Raw genomic sequence first — 21,973 nt, 5'->3', positions numbered from 1 at the left:
GCCTCGACCATCGGCGGCGGCCCGCACAGGTAGATGTCGACGTCGCCCTCGTGCAGGTGCTGCGCGGCGATGTGCTCGGTCACGTAGCCCTTGCGCGGATAGTCGCTGTCGGCGCTGGCCACGCAGGCGCTCCAGGTGAAGCCGGGAATCCGTTCGGCGAACGCCTCCAGGCGCTCGAGCCCGACCAGGTCGACGTCGTGGGTCACCCCGTAGACCAGGTGCAGCGGGTGCGCGCTGCCCTGCTCGGCGATCCGTTCGAGCATCGCGGTGAACGGCGCCAGGCCGGTGCCGCCGGCCAGCATCAGCAGTGGCCGGTGAATCTCGCGCAGGTAGAAACTGCCCAGCGGGCCGTCCATCGCCAGGCTGTCGCCGGCCCTGGCCGTGCCACTGAGGAAGCCGCTCATCAGCCCGCCGGGGACGTTGCGGATCAGGAAGCTGACCTCGCCGTCCTTCGCCAGCGAGCTGAAGGAGTAGGCGCGGCGCTGCTCGCTGCCGGGCACCTGGAGGTTGACGTACTGCCCGGGCAGGAACGCCAGGCTGGCCAGCGCCTCGCCGCGCAGCGACAGGCCGATGGTGCTCGGCGACAGTTGCCGGACTTCGCTGATGCGCGCCTCGTAGCGCGCCTGGCCGGTCCTGCACAGGGTCGAGGACGCCGGCACGCGCAGCACGCAGTCGCTTTCGGCGCGCATCTGGCAGGTCAGCACGTAGCCGCGGGCGGCTTCCTCGGCGCTGAGGGCATCGTCGATGTAGTCCTGGCCCAGCGCATAGCGCCCGGCCTCGGCCAGGCACTTGCAGGTGCCGCAGGCGCCGTCGCGGCAGTCCAGGGGGATGTTGATGCCCTGGCGGTAGGCCGCGTCGGCCACGGTCTCGCCGGGCGCGGCATGGATGAAGCGGGTCACCCCGTCTTCGAAGTTGAGTGCGATCCGATGGTTCATGGCATGTCCCTCGACAGCCCGCCGGCGCGGGCGTCAGACGTGGTAGACGTCGATCAGCTGGCGAACGTAGTCGTTCTTCAGGATCACTTTCTTGGCCTTGATCAGCGGACTCTCGCCGCGTACGTCGAGGTCGTAGAAGGTGGTGCCGAAGTAGCTGTCCACGGTCTTGTAGCGATAGCTCAGGGTGTGCCAGTTGCAGCGCGCGCGGCAGATGCCGTCGTCCTCACCGAGCAGTTCGATGTTGCTCAGGTTGTGCGAGGTGCGGGTGTCCGGCAGGGTCGCGCTGGAGCGCTCGGTGCGGATGCGGAATACCCGGTCCTCCAGACCGCCGCGGTTGCCGTACCAGATCAGCGAGATTTCCCGCTGCGGGTCCTCGGTGAGCTGGTCGCGGTCGTCCCAGGACGGCATCCAGAAACTGGCGTCCGCGGCGTACAACGCCAGCCAGGCGTCCCAATCCTTGTCGTCGAGATAGCGCGCCTCGCGGTAGAGGAAATCGCGCAGGGCGTCGTAGCCCAGGCTCATGACGCCACCTCCCGCAGCGCCACGCGCTGCGTCCGTTCGCGCTCCAGGGCGGCGAGCAGCGCCTCCTGCCAGTAGCGATGCTGCAATACGAACAGCCCTTCGTCCTCGGTGCGCACGCCGCTCAGGCGCGGCCGCAGGTCGATGGCCGCGGCCGCCGCGTCGGCGCCCTCTATCCAGTGTTCGGCGCCGCGCGACAGGTCGTTCCAGCCGACCACGCTGCCCTGGTAGCCCTGCTGGCAGGAACGGAACTCCTCCAGGTCGTCCGGGGTGGCCATGCCGCTGACGTTGAAGAAGTCCTCGTACTGGCGGATGCGCCGGGCGCGCGCCTCGGCGCTCTCGCCTTTCGGCGCGATGCAGTAGATGGTGATTTCCGTGCGGTCCACCGACAGCGGCCGGGCGATGCGGATCTGCGAGCTGAACTGGTCCATCAGGTAGACGTTGGGGTACAGGCAGAGGTTGCGCGAGTTCTCGATCATCCAGTCGGCGCGGGCCTCGCCGAAGTCGCGGGCAAGCTCGGCGCGGCGCTCGAAGGCCGGCCGGTCCTCGGGGTTGGCCCAGCGACTCCAGAGCAGCATGTGGCCATGCTCGAACGAGTAGAAGCCGCCGCCCTGCCGGGCCCAGCCGGCGGCGCTCATGGTCCGCAGCTGGTCCGCGGCGTCGCGCTGCTGGCGCTGGCTCTGGGTCGCCGCGTAGTTCCAGTGCACCGAACTGACGTGGTAGCCGTCGGCGCCGTTCTCGGCGGTAAGCTTCCAGTTGCCTTCGTAGACATAGCTGGAAGAGCCGCGCAGCACTTCGAGGCCTTCCGGCGACTGGTCGACGATCATGTCGATGATCTTCGCCGACTCGCCCAGGTGCTCGGCCAGCGGCCTGACATCGGGGTTGAGGCTGCCGAACAGGAAGCCACGGTAGGACTCGAAGCGCGCCACCCGGGTCAGGTCGTGCGAGCCCTCGCAGTTGAAGCCCTGCGGGTAGCCGGCCTCGGCCGGGTCCTTGACCTTGAGCAGCTTGCCGGAGTTGTTGAAGGTCCAGCCGTGGAACGGACAGGTATAGCTGCTGCGATTGCCGCTCTTGTGCCGGCAGAGCATCGCGCCACGGTGACTGCAGGCGTTGATGAAGGCGTTGAGCTGGCCGTCGCGGTTGCGCGCGATGACGATCGACTGGCGGCCGATCTGGGTGGTCAGGTAGTCGTTGATTCCGGCAACCTGGCTTTCGTGGGCGAGATAGACCCAGTTGCCCTCGAAGATGTGCTTCATCTCCAGCTCGAACAGGCGTGGGTCGGTGAACATCTCCCGCTTGCAGCGGTAGACGCCGCGCTCGGGGTCTTCCTCGAGCAGAGAACGCAAGTAATCGCTACCCAGGGACATGGCCGGGGCCTCCGTTGTTATTGTTCAGGCCCGGTCAGGTTAGGTAGCGCGTACTGCTGGGGATATCCGTTGCCTGCGGATCGCTGGCCGATTCCTGCACGCCGTGGCGGTCGGCGCTAGGCGCGCCGGCGCAGGGTTTCCGAAGGCAGCTCGCCGAACTGCCGGCGATATTGCTCGGCGAAGCGGCCGAGGTGGGCGAAACCGAAGTCCAGGGCCAGTTCGGTGAGGTTGCGTACCCGGCAGCCGGGGTCTTCCAGGCAGGCGCGGATGCGCTCCAGGCGCAGCCGGCGAATGTATTGCCGAGGGCTCTCGCCAAGCTGGCGCTCGAACAGCGCGTACAGCGAGCGAGTGCTCATGTGCGCCTGCTCGGCCAGCGCCGCGACCTCGATCTCGCTCTGCAGATGGCGGCGGATGTAGGCATCGAGGCGGGCGAAGACGACCTGCGCATCGCCGGGGTCCTCGCGGCTGACGTTGGTCTTCAGCAGGGTCAGCAGCTTGCTGCCGAGGATCTGCTCGAAGTGGCTGTCGACCCGCGCCAGCCGCTCGCCGGACTCGGCCTCGCGGCAGACCAGGGCGAGCAGGCCGACGAAGCCTTCCAGCTGGTCCAGGCGATAGCGATGCTCGAGGAAACGCACGCCGCGTGCCGGATGGCTCCAGCGCTGCTCGGCGCAGATCGCTTCGAGCAGCGCGCAGGGCAGCTTGACGATGAATTTCTCGCAGTCCGCCGAATAGGTCAGGTCGACCGGATCGTCCGGGTTGATCAGCAACAGCTCGCCCGGCGCCAGGGCGTGTTCCTGCCCGCCGCCGCACCACAGGCAGTGGCCGCGCAGGAGGATCTGCAGGTGGAAGATGCTCTCCAGCGCCGGCGAGGTGACCCGTACCGCCGCGCCGTAGCTGATCCGGCACAGGTCGAGGCTGGCGAAGGTGCGGTGGTCGAGGCTGGCTTGCGGCCTGCCGGCGGCCGGCAGGCGTATGCAGTGCGTACCAACGTGCCGGTTGACGTAGCCGGACACCGCATAGGGGTCGGCACGTTCGAACACCCGGCTGCGCTCGCTGAGCAAGGAGGCATTCATGGGCAGGACACTCAGGCTGCTATCGTTGTTGTTATCGCCGCGCGGCGCCAAGCGCCGGGCGCGGAACGTCCACCCACACTACGCAAGCCCCCCGCCGGCGACAATCTGGGCCGGCAATCGCGTGCGGTAATCGAACGGAATCCGTCCAACGGCCAACGAAAAAGGGCCGTCAGGGTTTCCCCTGCCGGCCCGCTTGCGCGCCCGCTTCAGCCGGCCGCCGGCGTCTCCTCGCGCGGACCGGCGTCACGCCCGTGGGTCCAGCGATAGAGCACCGGCAGCACCAGCAGGGTCAGCATGGTCGAGGACAGGATGCCGCCGATCACCACCGTCGCCAGCGGCCGCTGCACCTCGGCGCCGGTGCCGGTGGCCAGGGCCATCGGCACGAAACCGAGGGAGGCCACCAGGGCGGTCATCAGCACCGGACGCAGGCGGGTGATGGCGCCCTCCCACACCGCCTGGTCGAGGCTGCGTCCTTCCTGCAACAGGTTGCGGATGAAGGAGATCATCACCAGGCCGTTGAGCACCGCCACCCCGGACAGGGCGATGAAACCCACCGCCGCCGAGATCGACAGCGGTATCCCGCGCAGCCACAGGGCCAGCACCCCGCCGGTGAGGGCGAAGGGGATGCCGGTGAACACCAGCAGGCCGTCCTTGACGTTGTTGAACATGGCGAAGAGCAAGGTGAACACCAGCAGCAGCGCCACCGGCACCACTACCTGCAAGCGCTTGGCGGCGGACTGCAACTGTTCGAACTGGCCGCCCCAGGTGGTCCAGTAGCCGGCCGGGATCTTCACCCCGTCCTGCAGCTTCTGTTGCGCTTCCAGCACGAACGAGCCGATGTCGCGGCCGCGCACGTTGGCGCTGACCACGATGCGCCGCTTGCCGTTCTCCCGGCTGATCTGGTTCGGTCCCGGCGAGAGGTCGAGGCGCGCCACGTCCGACAGCGGGATGAAGTCGATCCGCGCCAGGTTGTTCGGCGGCAGCGGGATCAGCAGGTTGGACAGTGCCGGCAGGTCGGCGCGCAGGGTTTCCGGCAGGCGGATGACGATGTCGAAGCGGCGGTCGCCCTCGAACAGGGTACCGGCGTTGCGTCCGCCGAGGGCGGTGGCCACGGTGTCCTGGATGTCGCCGACATTGAGGCCGAAGCGTGCCGCCTTGTCGCGGTCGATGTCCACCGTCAGCACCGGCAGGCCGGTGGTCTGCTCGACCTTCACCTCGGAGGCGCCGTCGATGCCTTGCAGCACCTTGGAGATCTTCTCCGCAGTGTCGTTGAGCACCTGCATGTCGTCGCCGAAGACCTTCACCGCGACGTCGCTGCGCACCCCGGAGATCAGTTCGTTGAAGCGCAACTGGATCGGCTGGGAGAACTCGTAGACGCTGCCCGGCACCTCAAGGGCCGCGGCCTGCAATTCTTCCAGCAGCGCCTCCCGCGACTTCTTCGGGTCCGGCCACTGGCTCTGCGGCTTGAGCATCACGTAGCTGTCGGAGGCGTTCGGCGGCATCAGGTCGGAGGCAATCTCGGCGGTCCCGGTGCGGGCGAAGACCCGCTCGATCTCCGGGAACTTGCCCATCAGCTTCTTCTCCAGGGTCTGCTGCATCTCGACCGACTGGGTCAGGCTGGTGCCCGGCACCCGCAGGCCCTGCATGGCGAAGTCGCCCTCGCTGAGGCTGGGAATGAACTCGCTGCCCATCCGCGAGGCCACCAGCGCGGTGAGCAGGATCGCGCCGAGGGCACCGCCGACCACCAGCGCGCGGTGTCCGAGCACCCAGCGCAGCGCCGGTTCGTAGGCCAGACGCGCGCGGCGCATGACGAAGTTCTCCTCCTCCTTGACCTTGCCGGTGATGAACAGCGCGATCGCCGCCGGGACGAAGGTCACCGAGAGGATCATCGCGCCAAGCAGCGCGGTGACCACGGTGAACGCCATCGGGTGGAACATCTTCCCCTCGACCCCGGTGAGGGCGAAGATCGGCAGGTACACCACCATGATGATGATCTGGCCGAAGATCAGCGCCCGGCGCGCCTCCCTGGACGCGGCGAAGACCTCGTGGAAACGTTCCGCGCGGGTCAGCTGGCGGCCGTGATGGGCCTGGGCATGGGCCAGGCGGCGGATGGCGTTCTCGACGATCACCACGGCGCCGTCGACGATGATGCCGAAGTCCAGCGCGCCGAGGCTCATCAGGTTGGCGCTGACCCTGTTGCCGACCATCCCGGTGAAGGTGAACAGCATCGACAGCGGGATGATGGTGGCGGTGATCAGCGCCGCGCGGATGTTGCCGAGGAACAGGAAGAGCACCGCGATCACCAGCGCCGCGCCTTCCACCAGGTTCTTCTTCACCGTGGCCACGGCCTTGTCCACCAGGGTGGTGCGGTCGTAGACGGTGATCGCCTTGACCCCCTTGGGCAGGGTCCGGTTGATCTCCTCCAGGCGCTGGCCGACCGCCTGGGCCACTTCCCGGCTGTTCTCGCCGATCAGCATGAACACCGTGCCGAGCACCACTTCGCGGCCGTTCTCGGTGGCCGCGCCGGTGCGCAGCTCCTTGCCCAGGCCGACCTCGGCGACGTCGCGGATACGGATCGGCACGCCGTCGACGTTGGAAACGATGATCCCGCGGATATCGTCCATGTCCTTGACCTGGCCCGGCGCGCGGATCAGCAACTGCTCGCCGCGCCGCTCGATGTAGCCGGCGCCGACGTTCTCGTTGTTGCGCAGCACGGCGTTCTGCAGGTCGCCGAGGGTCAGCTTGTAGGCCGCGAGCTTCTTCGGATCCGGGGCGATGAGGAATTGCTTAGCGTAGCCGCCGATGGTGTTGATCTCGGCCACGCCCTTCACGTTGCGCAACTGCGGACGGATGATCCAGTCCTGGATGGTGCGCAGGTCGGTGGGCGTGTAGGCGCTGCCGTCCTCCTTGGTCGCACCCTCCTCGGCCTCTACCGTCCACAGGTAGATCTCGCCGAGACCGGTGGAGATCGGCCCGAGGGTCGGCGAGATGTCTTCCGGCAGTTGCTCGCGCGCCGTGCTCAGGCGTTCGTTGACCTGCTGGCGGGCGAAGTAGATGTCGGTGCCTTCCTCGAAGATCACCGTCACCTGGGAAATCCCCGGCCGCGACAGCGAACGGGTTTCCTGCAAACCCGGCAGGCCGGCCATGACGGTCTCCACCGGGTAGGTGATCCGCTGCTCCACTTCCAGCGGCGAGTAGCCGGGGGCGGCGGTATTGATCTGCACCTGGACGTTGGTGATGTCCGGGACCGCGTCGATGGACAGCTTCTGGTAGCTGCCAATGCCGACCCCGGCCATCCCCAGCACCGCCAGCAGGACCAGCCAGCGTTGCTCGATGGCGAATTGGATGATGCGTTCGAACATGCGAAGACTCCTGGAGCGGGACTCAGTGACCGTGTTCCGCCGAGCCCTTGCCCAGTTCGGATTTGAGGATGAAGCTGCCGCTGGCGGCGACCTGGCTGCCGGCGCGCAGGCCCTCGAGGACCTCGACGCGCTGGCCGTCGCTGATGCCCAGCTTGACCGGCTGGACCACGAAGCCGTCGGCCACGCGGACGAACACCACGTCCTCGCCGTCGACGTTCTGCACCGCGCCGTCGGCGACCGTCAGGACTTCCTTGCGGGTCGCCTCGGCCACCTGCACGGAAACGAACAGGCCCGGGCGCCAGGTGCTCTCGGGGTTGCTCAGGGTGACCCGGGCGGTGGCCGCGCGGGTCTGCTCGCCGAGCAGGTCGCCGATGTAGGACACGGTGCCCTCCACTTCGCTATCCAGCGCCTGGGCGAGCACCTTGACCTTGCTGCCGACGCGGACCTGGCCGAGCAGTTGCGCGGGCACGTTGAAGGTGGCCCAGACCGAGGACAGGTCGGACAGGGTGAAGACGTTGGCGGTGCCGTCCACCGGCTCGCCCTGGGTCAGGTGCTTTTCCACCAGCACCCCGGCGAACGGCGCGCGCAGCTCGTAGCGGTTGCCGCCCTGCAGGCTGGGATTGCCGCCGAGCGCGGCGATCTTCGCCCGCGCGTTGTTCAGCGCGATCTCGGCTTCCTGCAAACCCTGGCGGGCGAGCAGGAATTCCTGCTCCGCGGAGATGCCCTCCTTCCACAGCTGCTGCTCGCGCTTGTAGGTGCTCTGCGCCAGGCTCAGGCGGCGCTGGGCGGCGGCGAATTCGCTGCGCTGGTCGGACAACTGCGGGCTGCTGATCACCGCCAGCAGCTCGCCCTGCTTCACCGCCTGGCCAAGGTTGGCCGGCACGCTGTCGACGATCCCCGGCAGGCGCGGGACGATATGCGCGGTGCGGTCCTCGTTGAAGCGGATCTCGCCGGGCAGCGAGACCACCTGGGCCAGGCTGATCGTCCGCGCCGTATCGAGGGTGATGCCGGCGGCCTCGATCTGCTCGGCATCCAGCTCCAGCTTGCCCTCCTCGCGGGTGAAGGCGAAGTCGTAGCCCTGCTTGCCGGCCATCAGCTTGAGGCGCGCGGTGAAGGCATGCGGCTCGGCGATCCCGGCATTGGCCACCAGGCCATCGCCGCTGGCCTTGAACAGCAGGTCCTCGACCTCGCCGGTGGCGCGCTCGACGTCCGCGCCGAGGACCACCTCCTGCGGCGCCAGCGCCTTGCCGCCGCGCTCGACCCAGGCCTTGAGCGGGCTGCCGTCCTCCGGCACCAGCAGTTCCAGGGTCAGGTCGCCCTGGCGCAACAACATGCCGCCGCGCGGTCCGCTGCCCTCGCCCTCGGCGGCCGCTTCGCCGGCGCCGGCCGGCGCCTTGCCGCCCAGCTCCAGGTAGGCGCCGCCGCCCAGGCCGAGCAGTGCCAGTGCGGTCACCGCGATAATCGTCTTCTTGCCCATTCTGTTCTCCCGAACCGTTCGGGGGGCGCGCCGGCGGCCCGCCCCGGAAATCTCACTGGCCGAGGTGGCCGATGTCTTCGCCGAGCAGGCGCTCCATGCTCACCCGCGCCTGCGCCGCGGCGTCCAGCGCGCGCACGTACTGGGCACGGACGCCGACCAGGGTGCGCTGGGCGTCGAGCACGTCGAGGAAGTTGAACTTGCCCATCTCGAAGCCGCGGGTCATCGAGTCCAGCGCGCTCTGTGCGCCGGGCAGCAGGTCGCGACGGACCAGCGCCAGCTCCTGTTCCGAGGTGCGCAACTGGTCGTAGGCCTGTACCGCTTCGCTGCGCAGGCGCAGCAGGGTCGCGCGCTGCAGGTCGCGGGCCTGGTCGGCGCGGCTCTGGGCGGCGTAGATGTTGCCCTGGTTGCGGTCGAACAGCGGCAGCGGCATCGACAGGCCGATCAGGTTGACCCGTTCGCCACGTCCGTCGCGGGCGGTCTGGTCGTACTTGCTGCCGATGCTGACCGTCAGGTTGGGGATGCGCTGGCGCTTCTCCAGGTCGACCTGGGCCTCGCCGCGCGCTACCTCCTGGGCCGCCAGGCGCAAGGTCGGCGACTCGTCGAGATGGCGCAGCAAGGCGCCGCGGGTGATGCTCGCCGGCACCGCGTCGAGCGCGCCGCCGACCTTGGCGAAGCCTGGCTGCGGCTCGTCCCAGGTGCTCGACAGCTGCACATAGGTGCGCTGCTGCTCCAGCTCCGCCTGGCTCAGGTCGAGCTGGGCGTTGTCCGCCAGGACCTGGGCGCGGACCCGTTCCACCGAAGAGATGCTGCCGGCCTTGACCCGCCGGTCGGCGGCCTGCAGCGCACGCCTGGCCAGGTCCAGGGAGGTCTTCGCCAGGCGCACCCGCTCCTGCGCGGTCAGCGCCGCGTAGTAGGCGCCACGGACCTGGGCGCGCAGTTCGGCGCGACGGACTTCCAGTTGGGTCCAGGCGATCTCGCTGCCGCGTTTCGCCACCTCCACCCGCGCGCCGCGCTTGCCGCCCAGCTCCAGCGGCTGGGCGATGCTGACGCTGGTCTGGCGATTGCCCTGGCGGGTGTCCTCGACGCTCCAGGACAGATCCGGGTTGGGGATCAGCCCGGCCTGCTGCCGCGCGCCGCTGGCGATCTCGGTCTCGCGCCCCACCGCCGCCAGCTCGGGGTTGCTCCGCAGGGCCCGCTCCAACGCCTGCTCGAGGCTGATCGAAGTGCCGTTGAAACTCACCGGCGCCTCGTTCGCCAGGGCCGGCAGGCCCAGGCAGAGTCCCATCAGTAGCCAGCAGGCGCGTTTCCCCGCGCTGGCCAGTGGCCGAAGTATCGGCATGTTCCGCTCCTCGTCTGCTGATCGTCGTCGGCGACGGCGATCCATTACCGGCCCGGAACCACGCAACCGTTCATCGGCGATATCTCGCCGGCGATATTCGAAGTTGCACTTCCGGGATGCGGCAGATGTTAGGTAGCGGGGCTTATCGGCAAGGTGACGGAAGAATTACAAGTCGGTAATGAATATTCTCCACGGACAATTAGCGGTTACACTTCGGCAACCTTCGAAGAGACTGGCAATAGTTGGATGAAACATAGGGACAAAAGCAACATGCGCTTACAAAAGGCATTGCCCCTCACGCCCAGCGGTGCTTGCGCCGCGGACATTTCCAAAGTTCTCAGGCGGACTCCCGGGAGAACTACCCGGTCATTCGATAATTATCATCGAAGCAGCGCAACGATATGAAATTACATTTCCAGGACTCTATCCAGGCAACGCCCGCAATGTAACTTTATAGCAATGCACTTAAACATTTACTTGCAAATGAATCCATACTTTATATAGGGGCGAACATGCGCATCCTTATTATCGAAGATGAAGTCAAGACTGCCGACTACCTGCACCAGGGCCTGACCGAAAGCGGCTACATCGTCGACCGCGCCAACGATGGCATCGACGGCCTGCACATGGCCTTGCAACACCCTTACGAACTGGTGATCCTCGACGTCAACCTGCCCGGCATCGACGGCTGGGACCTGCTCCGCCGCCTGCGCGAACGCAGCAGCGCGCGGGTGATGATGCTCACCGGGCATGGCAGGCTGACCGACAAGGTGCGCGGCCTCGATCTCGGCGCCGACGACTTCATGGTCAAGCCGTTCCAGTTCCCCGAACTGCTGGCGCGGGTCCGCTCGCTGCTGCGCCGCCACGACCAGGCACCGATGCAGGACGTCCTGCGGGTCGCCGACCTGGAGCTGGACGCCAGCCGCCACCGGGCCTTCCGCGGCCGGGTGCGGATCAACCTGACGACCAAGGAGTTCGCCCTGCTGCACCTGCTGATGCGGCGCAACGGCGACGTCATCACCCGGACGCAGATCATCTCGCTGATCTGGGACATGAACTTCGACAACGACTCCAACGTGGTGGAGGTCGCCATCTGCCGCCTGCGGGCGAAGATCGACGACGGCTTCGACCTCAAGCTGATCCATACCATTCGCGGCGTCGGCTACGTCCTGGAAGCGCGCCGATGACGCCACCAGGCCGACTGTCGCTGCGCCTGGCCCTGCTGGTCGGCGCCCTCGGCGCGCTGCTGGCCCTGGCGCTCGGCGCGATGGCGCACTGGAACCTCGGCCGCGAGCTGGAAGCCCGCGAGCGGGAAAACCTGCAATTGAAGCTGGAGCAGATCCGCCACAGCCTGGAAGACGATCTCGACCTGCGCAGCGACCCGGCCGTACAGGCGCATGCCCTGCAGGACCAACTGGTGGCCCACAGCGGCCTGCACCTGAGCATTCTCGACAGCCGCAGCGGCCAGCCGCTGATGAGCTTCGGCGACCAGGCCGCGGCCAGCGTCGCGGCCAACCGCGCGCTTCTCGCCCGCTTGCAGGCGGATGCCCGCCAGCCGGTGTTCCAGAGCTGGAGCACCGGCAACGACCAGCGCCTGCTGAGCATCGGCGCTTCCATGCGCATGAAGAACGGCACCCCGGTACAGGTGTTGCTGAGCAGCGAGCGCAACGCCGACGAGCGCCTGCTCGACGGCTTCCTCCGCGCCACCCTGCTGGCCCTGCCCTTCCTCCTGCCATTGATCGCCCTGGCCGCCTGGTGGGTGGTGCGTGCCGGCCTCGAACCGTTGAACCGCTTCCGCCGGGTGGCCGCCCAGGTCAGCCCGCAGGATCTCTCCTACCGCATCCCCGAGCAGAACCTGCCGCGCGAGCTGGACAGCCTGGCCCGCAGCTTCAACCACATGCTCGCCCGCCTCGAGGATGGCGTACGCCAGCTCTCGCAGTTCTCCGACGACCTGGCCCACGAACTGCGCGCGCCGATCTGCAACCTGCTGGTGCGCAACCAGGTGCTGCTCAGCCAGCATCGCGACAGCACGGCATACCGCGAAGCCCTGGAGTCCAATGCCGAGGAACTGGAGCGGCTGTCGCGGATCGTCACCGACATGCTGTTCCTGGTGCAGGTGGACAACCCGGCGATCCAGGCCCAGTTCGGCTGCGTCGCCCTGCACGAGCAGGCGGCCAAGGTCATCGACCTGTACGAGATGGTCGCCGAGGACAAGGGCGTCGAACTGCGCCTGTCCGGCAGCGGCTTCGCCCACGGCGACAACCTGATGATCCAGCGCGCCATTTCCAACCTGGTGTCCAACGCCGTGCGCCACACCCCGCAAGGCGGGCGCATCGACGTGCGGATCGGGGAGCGCGCGGGGCACACCGAGGTGAGGGTCAGCAACGACGGCCCGGGCATCCCGCCGGAGTACCTGCCGCACCTGTTCGAGCGCTTCTACCGCCGCGCCGGACGCCAGAGTGGAGCCCAGGCCGGCACCGGCCTGGGGCTGGCCATCGTGCAATCGATCATGGCCTACCACGGCGGCCGCGCCGAAGCGGAAAGCGTACCGCAGCAGAAGACCCACCTGCGCCTGCTGTTCCCTTCGACGGGCGCTGCCTGACGCCGGTTTCAGCAACCGGCGCGGCGCCGCCACAGCCGGTACTCGCCGCAGAAACCGGCGAGGAACAGCGCCAGGCCGAGCGCCAGCAGGGTCCAGGGCGTCCGCAGCGGGGCGCGCTGGAGCGGCGGATCGCCGTGCAGCAGGACGAAGCATTGCAGCAGCGCCCAGAACATCGCGGCGACGCCGCCAAGCATGGCCAGGCGGCACAACCAGCCGAGCCAGTAGCCTCGGCGCGAGGGCATTTCCGGAAACTTCCCCGACACGTATTCACCTCCACATCCGCCGCCGCACTCTAGCCGAGACGCGGACGGCGGTGTGTCATGCAAGCGCAATAGCGGGGAAAGGCATTCGTCAGGAACAGGCAGCGAGAAGAACTCAGGGCGAAGGCGGCAGGCCCTCCTCGACCCGGCCGAGCCGCTCGTCGGTCCGCTCGATGTCGGCGCTGTCCCAGCCGCCGCCCATTGCCGCGATCAACTGGACGCTGGCGGTCAGGCGGCTGCCGAGCAGGGTCAGCACGGTGCGTTCGTTGCTCAGCGCGGTGGCCTGGTTGGTGACCACGTCGGTGTAGTCGACGGTGCCGGCCTTGTACTGGTTCTCGGCCAGGCGCAGTGCCTCGCGGGCCGACTCCAGGGCTTCGCGCTGCACCCCGCTCTCCTCGTCGAGGACGCTCAATTGCACCAGGTAGTCCTCCACCTCGCGGAAACCGTCGAGCACGGTCTGCCGGTAGGTCGCCACGGTCTGGTCGTAGGTCGCCTCGGCCTGGTCCACCTGGGAGCCGATCAGGCCGCCGTCGAACAGGGTCATGGCGAACTGCGGGCCGATCGACCAGAAGCGGTTCGGCGTGCTGATCCAGTTGCTCAGGCTGCCGCTGCGGTAGCCGCCGGCGGCGCTCAGGGTGAGGTCGGGGAAATAGGCGGCCTTGGCCACGCCGATCTGGGCATTGGCGGAAATCACCTTGCGTTCCGCCGAGGCGATGTCCGGCCGTCGTTCGAGCAATTGCGACGGCACCACTGCCGGCAGGTCCGGCAGCTTCGGCACGCTCGCCACCGGCGGCAGGTTGAATTGCGCCGGCGGCAGGCCGACCAGCACGGCGATGGCGTGCTCCAGCTGGGCGCGCTGGTACTTCAGGTCGATGGCCTGGGCCTGGGTGCTTTTCAGCTGGGTGCGGGCCTGGGCCACGTCGGCCCTGGTGACGATGCCGGCGCGGTATTTGTTCTCGGCCACCTTCAGCGAACGCTCGTAGGCCGTCACCGTGTCGTTGAGCAGGCGGATCTGTTCGTCCATCACCCGCAGTTGCAGGTAGTTCTGCGCCAGTTGCGACTGCTGGCTGAGGCGCACCGCGGCGAGGTCGGCGGCGCTGGCATGCAGGCTCGCCTGGTTGGCCTCCAGTTGCCGGCGCAGCTTGCCCCAGAGGTCGACCTCCCAGCTGACACTGAGGTTGGTCGAGTAGCTGGTACTGATCGCGCCAGAGCCGCCGCTGCTCACCGTCGAGCCTCCCGGCAGCAACACGGTGCTATCGCCGCCGCCCTGGCCGCTGCGGGTCTTGCCCACGTTGCCGGTGATCGACGGGAAGAACGCCGCCCGCGCGCCGCGCACCAGCGCCTCGGCCTGGCGGAACTGCGCCACCGACTGGGCCAGGGTCTGGTTGGAACGTTCCAGGTGCATCTGCAGGTCGTTCAGGGTCTGGTCGCCGTACAGCTCCCACCAGGCGCCGCGCTGGAACACGTCGCGCGGCTCGGCGCGGCGCCAGCCTTCGGCTTCCTTGAATTCGGCGGGCACCGCCAGGTCCGGTCGCTGGTAGTCGGGGCCGATGGCGCAGCCGCCGAGGGCGGCGACCAGGGCCAGGGCGAGCAACGAGGGGGTGTGTTTCATAGGGGTGTCTCCAGCGCACCGTCCGTGCGTACGCCGCGTTTCTGGTTGACCCAGTGGCGCAGGCGGTCGAGATAGAGGTAGACCACCGGGGTGGTGTACAGGGTCAGCAACTGGCTGCCGATCAGCCCGCCGACGATGGTGATGCCCAGCGGCCGGCGCAGCGCGGCGTCGCCGCCGATGCCGAAGATCAGCGGCAAGGCGCCGAGCAAGGCAGCCAGGGTGGTCATCATGATCGGCCGGAAGCGCATCATGCAGGCCTCGAGGATCGCCTCGCGCGGGCTCAGGCCGTGGTTGCGCTCGGCCTCCAGGGCGAAGTCGATCATCATGATCGCGTTCTTCTTGACGATGCCGATCAGCAGGATGATGCCGATCAGCGCGATCAGGCTCAGCTCGCTGCGGCAGAGGATCAGCGCGAGCAGCGCGCCGACCCCGGCCGAAGGCAGGGTCGAGAGGATGGTCAGCGGGTGCACGTAGCTCTCGTAGAGGATGCCGAGGACGATGTACACCGCCAGCAGCGCCAGGAGGATCAGCCAGGGCATCTGGTTCTGCGTGTCCTGCACCGCGCCGGCGTTGCCCTCGAAGCTGGTCTGCACGTCCACCGGGATGTGCAGCGGCTCCAGGGCCTGCATGATGGCCTCGCGGGTCGGGCCGATCTGCGCGCCCGGCGCCAGGTTGAAGGACAGCGTGGTGGCGGCGAACTGGCCCTGGTGGTTGACTTCCAGCGGTGCCCGGCTCGGTTCGTAGTGGCTGAACGCGGACAGCGGCACGCGCTGGCCGTCGTTGCCGATCACCTGGACCTGGCGGAGGATCTCCGGGCTCTGCTGGTACTGCTGGTCGACCTCCATCACCACCCGGTACTGGTTCAGCGGGTTGAAGATGGTCGACACCTGGCGCTGGCCGAAGGAATCGTTGAGCACCGCGTCGACCATTTCCACGTTGATCCCCAGGGTCGCCGCACGGTCGCGGTCGATCACCAGGCGGGTCTGCACGCCCTTGTCCTGGGAGTCGCTGTTGACGTCCACCAGCTGCGGCAGCTTGCGCATCGCCGCCTCGACCTTCGGCGCCCATTCGCGGAGCAGGGTCAGGTCGTCGCTGCGCAGGGTGAATTCGTACTGCGCGTTGCTGTCGCGGCCGCCCAGGCGCACGTCCTGGCCGGCATTGAGATAGAGCGCCGCGCCGGGCACCTTGGCGATCCGCTCGCGCAGCCGGGTGAGGACCTTCTCCACCGGGTCGCGTTCGCCGATCGGCTTGAGGGTGACGAAGAACGAACCGGTGTTGCTCGACTGCCAGCGGCCGCCGCCGATGAAGCCGACCACGTTTTCCACCGCCGGATCGGAAGAGAGGATCTTGCGGTACTCGCCCATCTTCGCGCTCAGGGACTGGAACGAGATGCTCTGGTCGGCCACCGCGTAGCCGCGCAGGCGCCCGGAGTCCTGCTGCGGGAGGAAGCCCTTGGGCACCACCACGAACAACCAGAGGTTCATGGCGATGCAGGCCAGCATGATCACCACCATCAGCCGCGAGTGCTCCAGCGCCCAGCCCAGGCTGGCGCGGTAGCGCAGCATGAAGGCGGCGAAGAAGCGATCGCTGCGCCGCGCCAGGGAGGCGCCCTCGGGCCGTTTCAGCGGACGCAGCAGACGCGCGCAGAGCATCGGCGTGAGGGTCAGGGATACCACCAGGGACACCAGGATCGCCGCCGAGAGAGTCACCGCGAACTCGCGGAACAACCGCCCGGTGAGGCCGCCCATGAGCAGCAGCGGGATGAACACCGCGACCAGCGAGAGCGTCATCGACAACACGGTGAAACCGACCTGGCGGGCGCCGGTGATCGCCGCCTGGATCGGCGGATCGCCCTCCTCGATGCGTCGGGCGATGTTTTCCACCACCACAATGGCGTCGTCCACCACGAAGCCGGTGGCGATGATCAGCGCCATCAGCGACAGGTTGTTCAGGCTGAAGTCGCACAGGTACATGACCGCGAAGGTGCCGATCAGCGAGACCGGCACCGCCAGGCTGGGGATCAGCGTGGCGCGGCCGTTGCGCAGGAACAGGAAGACCACCAGGATCACCAGCGCCACCGAGATCAGCAGGGTCAGCTCGGCCTCTTCCAGCGACGCGCGGATCGACGGGCTGCGATCATCCATCACGTTCAGCTTGACCTGCGGCCCGAGCAGTTCCTGCAACACCGGCAGTTGCGCGTGGATGGCGTCGGTGGCCTCGATGATGTTGGCGCCGGGCTGGCGGGTGACGATCAGCAGCACCGCCGGCAGGTCGTCGGAGAAGCCGGCGTTGCGCACGTCCTCCACCGAGTCGCTGACCTTGGCCACGTCGCCGAGGCGCACCGCGGCGCCGTTGTCGGCGTTGTAGTGGATCACCAGCGGCTCGTACTCGCGGGCCTTGCGCAACTGGTCGTTGGCGTCCACCTGCCAGTGCTTGTCGTCCTTCTCGACGGCGCCCTTGGGGCCGTTGCTGTTGGCCGCGGCGATGGCCGTGCGCACGCTGTCCAGGGACAGCCCGTACTGGCTCATGGCATCCGGGTTGAGGTCGACCCGCACCGCCGGCAGCGAGCTGCCGCCGATGCTCACCTGCCCTACCCCCTGCACCTGCGACAGCTTCGGCGCCAGCACGGTCGAGGCGAGGTCGTACATCTCGCCGCGACTCTGGGTCTCCGAGGTCAGGGTGAGGACCATGATCGGCATGTCCGAGGGGTTGGCCTTGCGGTAGCTGGGATTGTTCGGCATGCCGCTGGGCAGCAGGCTCATCGCGCCGTTGATCGCCGCCTGCACCTCGCGGGCGGCGCCGTCGATGTCCTTCTCCAGGTCGAACACGAGCACCACGGTGGTCGAGCCCAGCGAACTGCTGGAGGTCATCTCGCTGATCCCGGCGATCCGTCCCAGCGAGCGCTCCAGCGGCGTGGCCACCGACGAGGCCATGGTTTCCGGGCTGGCGCCCGGCAGGCTGGCGCTGACCACGATGGCCGGAAAATCGACGTTGGGCAGCGGCGCCACCGGCAGCAGACCGAACGACAGGGTGCCGGCCAGCAGCAACGCCAGGGTCAGCAGCGTGGTGGCGACCGGGCGGCGGATGAAGGGCGTGGACAGGCTCATCGCCCGGCATCCCCGTCGAACCCGGCCTCGGTGTTCAGGTCCAGCCCGCGCTGCTTGCGCCAGGCCGCCCAGCGACGGGCCAGGCGGTCGAAGTAGAGATAGATCACCGGGGTGGTGAACAGGGTCAGGACCTGGCTCAGCAGCAGGCCACCGACCATGGTGATGCCCAGCGGCTGGCGCAGCTCGGCGCCGGCGCCGCCGGCGAGCATCAGCGGCAGCGCGCCGAGCAGCGCGGCCATGGTGGTCATCAGGATCGGCCGGAAGCGCAGCAGGCAGGCCTGGTAGATCGCCTCATGGGGCGGCTTGCCTTCGTTGCGCTCGGCGTCGAGGGCGAAGTCGATCATCATGATCGCGTTCTTCTTGACGATGCCGATCAGCAGGATGATGCCGATGATCGCCACGATGCCGATCTCCTGCCCCGCCAGCATCAGCGCCAGCAGCGCGCCGACCCCGGCCGAGGGCAGGGTCGAGAGGATGGTCACCGGATGGATGAAGCTCTCGTAGAGGATGCCCAGGACGATGTACATGGTCACCACCGAGGCGAGGATCAGCAGCAGCGTGTTCGACAGCGAGGCCTCGAAGGCCAGCGCCGCGCCGCGGAAGCTGCCCTGCATGCTCAGCGGCAGCTCCAGGCTGGCCTCGACGCCACGGATCGCCTCGACCGCCTCGCCCAGGGAGTAACCCTTGGCCAGGTTGAACGACAGGGTCGCCGAGGGGAACTGGGCGATATGGTTGATCGCCAGCAGGGTATGCCGCTCCTCCACCTTCGCCAGGCTCGACAGGCGCACCTGGGTGCCGTCGCTGGACGGCACGTAGAGCTGCTCCAGGGCCTGCGGGCCGAGCTGGAACTGCGGCGCCACCTCCAGCACCACGCGGTACTGGGTGGCCTGGGTGAAGATGGTCGAGATCAGCCGCTGGCCGAAGGCGTTGTAGAGCACGCTGTCGATGTCGGAGAGCTTCACGCCGAGGCGCGATGCGGTGTCGCGGTCGATGTTCAGGTAGGCCTGCAAGCCCTTGTCCTGCCAGTCGCTGGCGACGTCGGCGAGCTGCGGCAACTCCTGCAGCCGCGCCACCAGCTTCGGCACCCACTCGGCGAGCACGTCCGGGTCGGCGTCCTGCAAGGTGAACTGGTACTGGGTGCGGGCGACCCGGTCCTCGATGGTCAGGTCCTGCACCGGCTGCATGTACAGCTTGATCCCGGGCAGATGGTCGAGTTCGGGCTGCAGGCGCTGGATCACTTCGCTGGCGGTGACGTCGCGCTCGCTGTGCGGCTTGAGGTTGATCAGCAGGCGGCCGGTGTTGAGGGTCGGGTTGCTGCCGTCGACGCCGATGTAGGAGGACAGGCTGGCCACCGCCGGGTCCTTCAGCACCACCTCGGCAAGGGCGCGCTGGCGCTCGGACATGGCCTGGAAGGAGATCGACTGCGGCGCTTCGGCGACGCCCTGGATCACTCCGGTGTCCTGCACCGGGAAGAAGCCCTTGGGCATGGCCAGGTAGAGCAGCGCGGTCAGCGCCAGGGTGGCGATGGCCACCAGCAGGGTCAGCGGCTGGTGCCGCAGGACCACCCGCAGGGCCTTGGCGTATTGTGCGATCAGGCCATCGATGACCCGCCCCGCGGCGCGCGCGAAGCGGCCCTGCTGGTCCTCGTCGATGTGGCGCAGCAGCTTGGCGCTGAGCATCGGCGTAAGGGTCAGGGAGACGAAGCCGGAAATCAGGATCGCCACCGCCAGGGTGATGGCGAACTCGCGGAACAGCCGCCCGGCGACGTCGCCCATGAACAGCAGCGGGATCAGCACGGCGATCAGCGAGAAGGTCAGCGAGATGATGGTGAAGCCGATCTGCTTCGAGCCCTTGAGCGCCGCTTCCAGCGGCGAGTCGCCCTGCTCCAGGTAGCGGGCGATGTTCTCCACCATGACGATCGCGTCGTCGACCACGAAGCCGGTGGCGATGGTCAGCGCCATCAGGGTCAGGTTGTTGATCGAGAAGCCGGACAGGTACATCACGCCGAAGGTGCCGATCAGCGACAGCGGCACGGCGAAGCTGGGAATCAGGGTGGCGTAGACGTTGCGCAGGAACAGGAAGGTGACCATCACCACCAGCGCCACCGCCAGCGCCAGCTCGAACTGCACGTCCTTGACCGAGGCGCGGATGGTGGTGGTGCGGTCGGTCAGCACCTGCACGTCGAGATTCCCCGGCAGGGTCGATTGCAGCTGCGGCAGCAGCGCCTTGATCCGGTCGACCACCTCGATCACGTTGGCCCCCGGCTGGCGCTGGATGTTCAGCACCACCGCCGGCAGGTTGTTGGCCCAGGCGGCCAGGCGCACGTTCTCGGCGTCGTCCTCGACGCTGGCGACGTCGCGGATGCGCAGCGGCGAGCCGTTCTTGTAGGCGATGATCAGGTCGCGGTAGGCGTCGGCCGAGCGCAACTGGTCGTTGGCGTCCAGGGTCGAGGCACGGGTCGGGCCGTCGAAGCTGCCCTTGGGGCCGTTGAGGTTGTTGCTGGTCACCGTGCTGCGCAGGTCCTCCAGGCTCAGCCCGGCCGCCGCCAGCGCCGTCGGGTTGGCGCGCACCCGCACCGCCGGACGCTGGCCGCCGCTGATGCTGACCAGGCCGACCCCGGAGATCTGCGAGATCTTCTGTGCCAGGCGGGTATCCACCAGGTCCTGGATCTGCGGCAGCGGCATGCCATCGGACATCACCGCCAGGGTCAGGATCGGTGCGTCCGCCGGGTTCACCTTGCTGAACACCGGCTGGTTCGGCAGGTCGTTGGGCAGCAGGCTCTGCGCGGCGTTGATCGCCGCCTGGACTTCCTGCTCGGCGACATCGAGGTTGCTCTGCAGGCTGAATTGCAGGGTGATCACCGAGGCGCCGCCGGAACTGCTGGAAGACATCTCGTTGAGCCCCGGAATCTGCCCGAGCTGGTTCTCCAGCGGCGCGGTGATCGACGAGGTCATGATCTCCGGGCTGGCACCGGGGTACAGGGTGACCACCTGGATGGTCGGGTAGTCCACTTCCGGCAACGCCGAGATCGGCAGGAAGCGGTAGGCGATCAGGCCCGAGAGCAGGATCGCCACCATCAGCAGGGTGGTCGCGACCGGCCGCAGGATGAACGGGCGGGACGGGTTCATTCAGCGCTCCCGCTACCCACCGAGTCGCCCTGGAGGCCGCTGGGGCGGCCAGTCTGCGGTTTCTGCGGCTCGCCCTCGAGGACCTGCGGGGAGGCCTCGGCGACACGCACTTCCATACCGTCGCGCAGGCGGTCGGTGCCTTCCACCACCACCTGCTCGCCGGCCTTCAGGCCGCTTTCCACCACCACCCGCTCGTTCTCGCTGGTGCCGATGGCGACGCTGCGCTGGCTGACCTTGTTGTCGGCGCCGACCACGTACACATAGATACCGTTGGTGCCGCGCTGCACGGCGTTGGCCGGAATGGTCAGCACGCCCTTGAGGGTCTGCGCCAGCAGGCGCACGTTGACGAACTGGTTGGGGAACAGCTTGCCGTCGGCGTTCTCGAAGCGTGCCTTGAGCTTGACCGTGCCGGTGGTGGTGTCGATCTGGTTGTCCAGGGTGGTCAGGGTGCCTTCGGCGAGAACCTTGTCCTGGTTGCGGTCCAGCGCGGTGACCGCCAGCTTGCCGGGGCCGTTCATCTGCTCGACGACGGTGCCGATCTGCTGCTGCGGCAGGCTGAACACCACCGAGATCGGCTTGACCTGGGTGATCACCACCAGCGGCGTGGTATCGCCGCTGGTGACCAGGTTGCCGATGTCCACCTGGCGCAGGCCGAGGCGCCCGGAAATCGGTGCGCGGACCTCGGTGAAGGTCAGGTTGAGGCGGGCGTCGTCGACCTGGCCCTGGTTGGTACGGATGGTGCCCTGCAACTGGCGGACCTGGGCTTCCTGGGTATCCAGGGTCTGCTTGGCGATCGAGTCCTCGGCGTACAGCCCCTTGTAGCGCTGCAGGTCGATCTCGGCGTTCTTCAGTTGCGCCTGGTTCTGCATCAGCGTGCCCTCGGCCTGGGCCAGCGCCGCCTTGTAGGTACGCGGGTCGACCACCGCCAGCAGGTCGCCGGCCTTGACCTCCTGCCCCTCCTGGAACAGCACCTTGACCAGCTCGCCGTTGACCCGCGGCTTGACGTTCACCGTGTTGAAGGCGGTGACGGTGCCAAGCGCGTTGAAATGCAGCGCCAGGTCGCCCTGCTCCACCCTGGCCACGCCGACGGTGAGCGCGTTGGCCTTGGGCAGCGCGGCGCCCGGCTTGCCGCCGCGACCGGGTCGCCCGTCGGAGGACGGTGCCGAGGCGGGCGCCGCCAGCCACATCACCA

14 protein-coding genes are annotated in these 21,973 nt (G+C 68.0%); 2 read left to right on the top strand and 12 right to left on the bottom strand.

Going from position 1 to position 21,973, the window contains the following annotated elements; genetic code table 11:
* From benC to HMPREF2581_RS29265, 7 genes are all read right to left on the bottom strand, one after another.
* Nucleotides 1–935 (bottom strand): benzoate 1,2-dioxygenase electron transfer component BenC (gene benC, locus HMPREF2581_RS29295; protein ID WP_049263124.1); only part of this gene is annotated, 935 nt, incomplete at its 3' end.
* A 33-nt stretch (nt 936–968) separates the two neighbouring features.
* On the bottom strand, nt 969–1,457 hold the full coding sequence (gene benB / locus HMPREF2581_RS29290) for a benzoate 1,2-dioxygenase small subunit (RefSeq protein ID WP_003120077.1): 489 nt from the start codon (nt 1,455–1,457) through the stop codon (nt 969–971).
* Nucleotides 1,454–2,821: a benzoate 1,2-dioxygenase large subunit gene (gene benA, locus HMPREF2581_RS29285; RefSeq protein WP_003139108.1), complete on the bottom strand. Its 1,368-nt coding sequence runs from the start codon at nt 2,819–2,821 to the stop codon at nt 1,454–1,456. Before benA ends, benB begins: the two co-directional genes overlap by 4 nt.
* 116 nt (nt 2,822–2,937) lie before the next feature.
* Nucleotides 2,938–3,894, bottom strand: coding sequence for an AraC family transcriptional regulator (locus HMPREF2581_RS29280; RefSeq protein WP_003139107.1), 957 nt, complete (start codon nt 3,892–3,894; stop codon nt 2,938–2,940).
* A gap of 206 nt (nt 3,895–4,100) precedes the next feature.
* Complete coding sequence (locus HMPREF2581_RS29275; protein WP_003139106.1) at nt 4,101–7,256, bottom strand: efflux RND transporter permease subunit; 3,156 nt, start codon at nt 7,254–7,256, stop codon at nt 4,101–4,103.
* Nucleotides 7,257–7,278: 22 nt separating this feature from the next.
* Nucleotides 7,279–8,733: an efflux RND transporter periplasmic adaptor subunit gene (locus HMPREF2581_RS29270; protein ID WP_003109532.1), complete on the bottom strand. Its 1,455-nt coding sequence runs from the start codon at nt 8,731–8,733 to the stop codon at nt 7,279–7,281.
* 52 nt (nt 8,734–8,785) lie between these two features.
* The gene (locus HMPREF2581_RS29265; protein WP_003139105.1) at nt 8,786–10,072 is read right to left on the bottom strand and encodes a TolC family protein; all 1,287 of its coding nucleotides are present in this window, start codon (nt 10,070–10,072) and stop codon (nt 8,786–8,788) included.
* Nucleotides 10,073–10,584: 512 nt separating this feature from the next.
* On the opposite strand from HMPREF2581_RS29265, the gene HMPREF2581_RS29260 reads away from it, so the two are divergent.
* Together HMPREF2581_RS29260 and HMPREF2581_RS29255 are read left to right on the top strand one after the other, a co-directional pair.
* Complete coding sequence (locus tag HMPREF2581_RS29260) at nt 10,585–11,259, top strand: heavy metal response regulator transcription factor (protein ID WP_003089900.1); 675 nt, start codon at nt 10,585–10,587, stop codon at nt 11,257–11,259.
* On the top strand, nt 11,256–12,674 hold the full coding sequence (locus HMPREF2581_RS29255) for a sensor histidine kinase (protein WP_003139104.1): 1,419 nt from the start codon (nt 11,256–11,258) through the stop codon (nt 12,672–12,674). The genes HMPREF2581_RS29260 and HMPREF2581_RS29255 overlap by 4 nt, the downstream gene beginning before the upstream one ends.
* An 8-nt stretch (nt 12,675–12,682) precedes the next feature.
* Here the strand turns inward: HMPREF2581_RS29255 and HMPREF2581_RS29250 are convergent, their stop codons facing one another.
* The 5 genes from HMPREF2581_RS29250 to muxA form a co-directional block, all read right to left on the bottom strand.
* Complete coding sequence (locus HMPREF2581_RS29250; protein ID WP_016561952.1) at nt 12,683–12,916, bottom strand: hypothetical protein; 234 nt, start codon at nt 12,914–12,916, stop codon at nt 12,683–12,685.
* A 133-nt stretch (nt 12,917–13,049) separates the two neighbouring features.
* The gene (opmB, locus tag HMPREF2581_RS29245) at nt 13,050–14,546 is read right to left on the bottom strand and encodes a multidrug efflux RND transporter outer membrane subunit OpmB (protein WP_003089909.1); all 1,497 of its coding nucleotides are present in this window, start codon (nt 14,544–14,546) and stop codon (nt 13,050–13,052) included.
* The gene (muxC, locus tag HMPREF2581_RS29240; protein WP_003089914.1) at nt 14,543–17,653 is read right to left on the bottom strand and encodes a multidrug efflux RND transporter permease subunit MuxC; all 3,111 of its coding nucleotides are present in this window, start codon (nt 17,651–17,653) and stop codon (nt 14,543–14,545) included. The genes opmB and muxC overlap by 4 nt, the downstream gene beginning before the upstream one ends.
* Nucleotides 17,650–20,781, bottom strand: a complete 3,132-nt coding sequence (gene muxB / locus HMPREF2581_RS29235) for a multidrug efflux RND transporter permease subunit MuxB (RefSeq protein ID WP_003089920.1) — start codon at nt 20,779–20,781, stop codon at nt 17,650–17,652. The genes muxC and muxB overlap by 4 nt, the downstream gene beginning before the upstream one ends.
* Nucleotides 20,778–21,973: multidrug efflux RND transporter periplasmic adaptor subunit MuxA (muxA, locus tag HMPREF2581_RS29230; protein ID WP_043490286.1), on the bottom strand; the 1,196-nt coding region annotated here is incomplete at its 5' end. The genes muxA and muxB, both read right to left, overlap by 4 nt.

This window comes from Pseudomonas sp. HMSC057H01 (assembly GCF_001836405.1).
GTDB classification, from domain to species: domain Bacteria; phylum Pseudomonadota; class Gammaproteobacteria; order Pseudomonadales; family Pseudomonadaceae; genus Pseudomonas; species Pseudomonas aeruginosa.
This window is presented reverse-complemented; position numbering and strand designations above follow the sequence as displayed.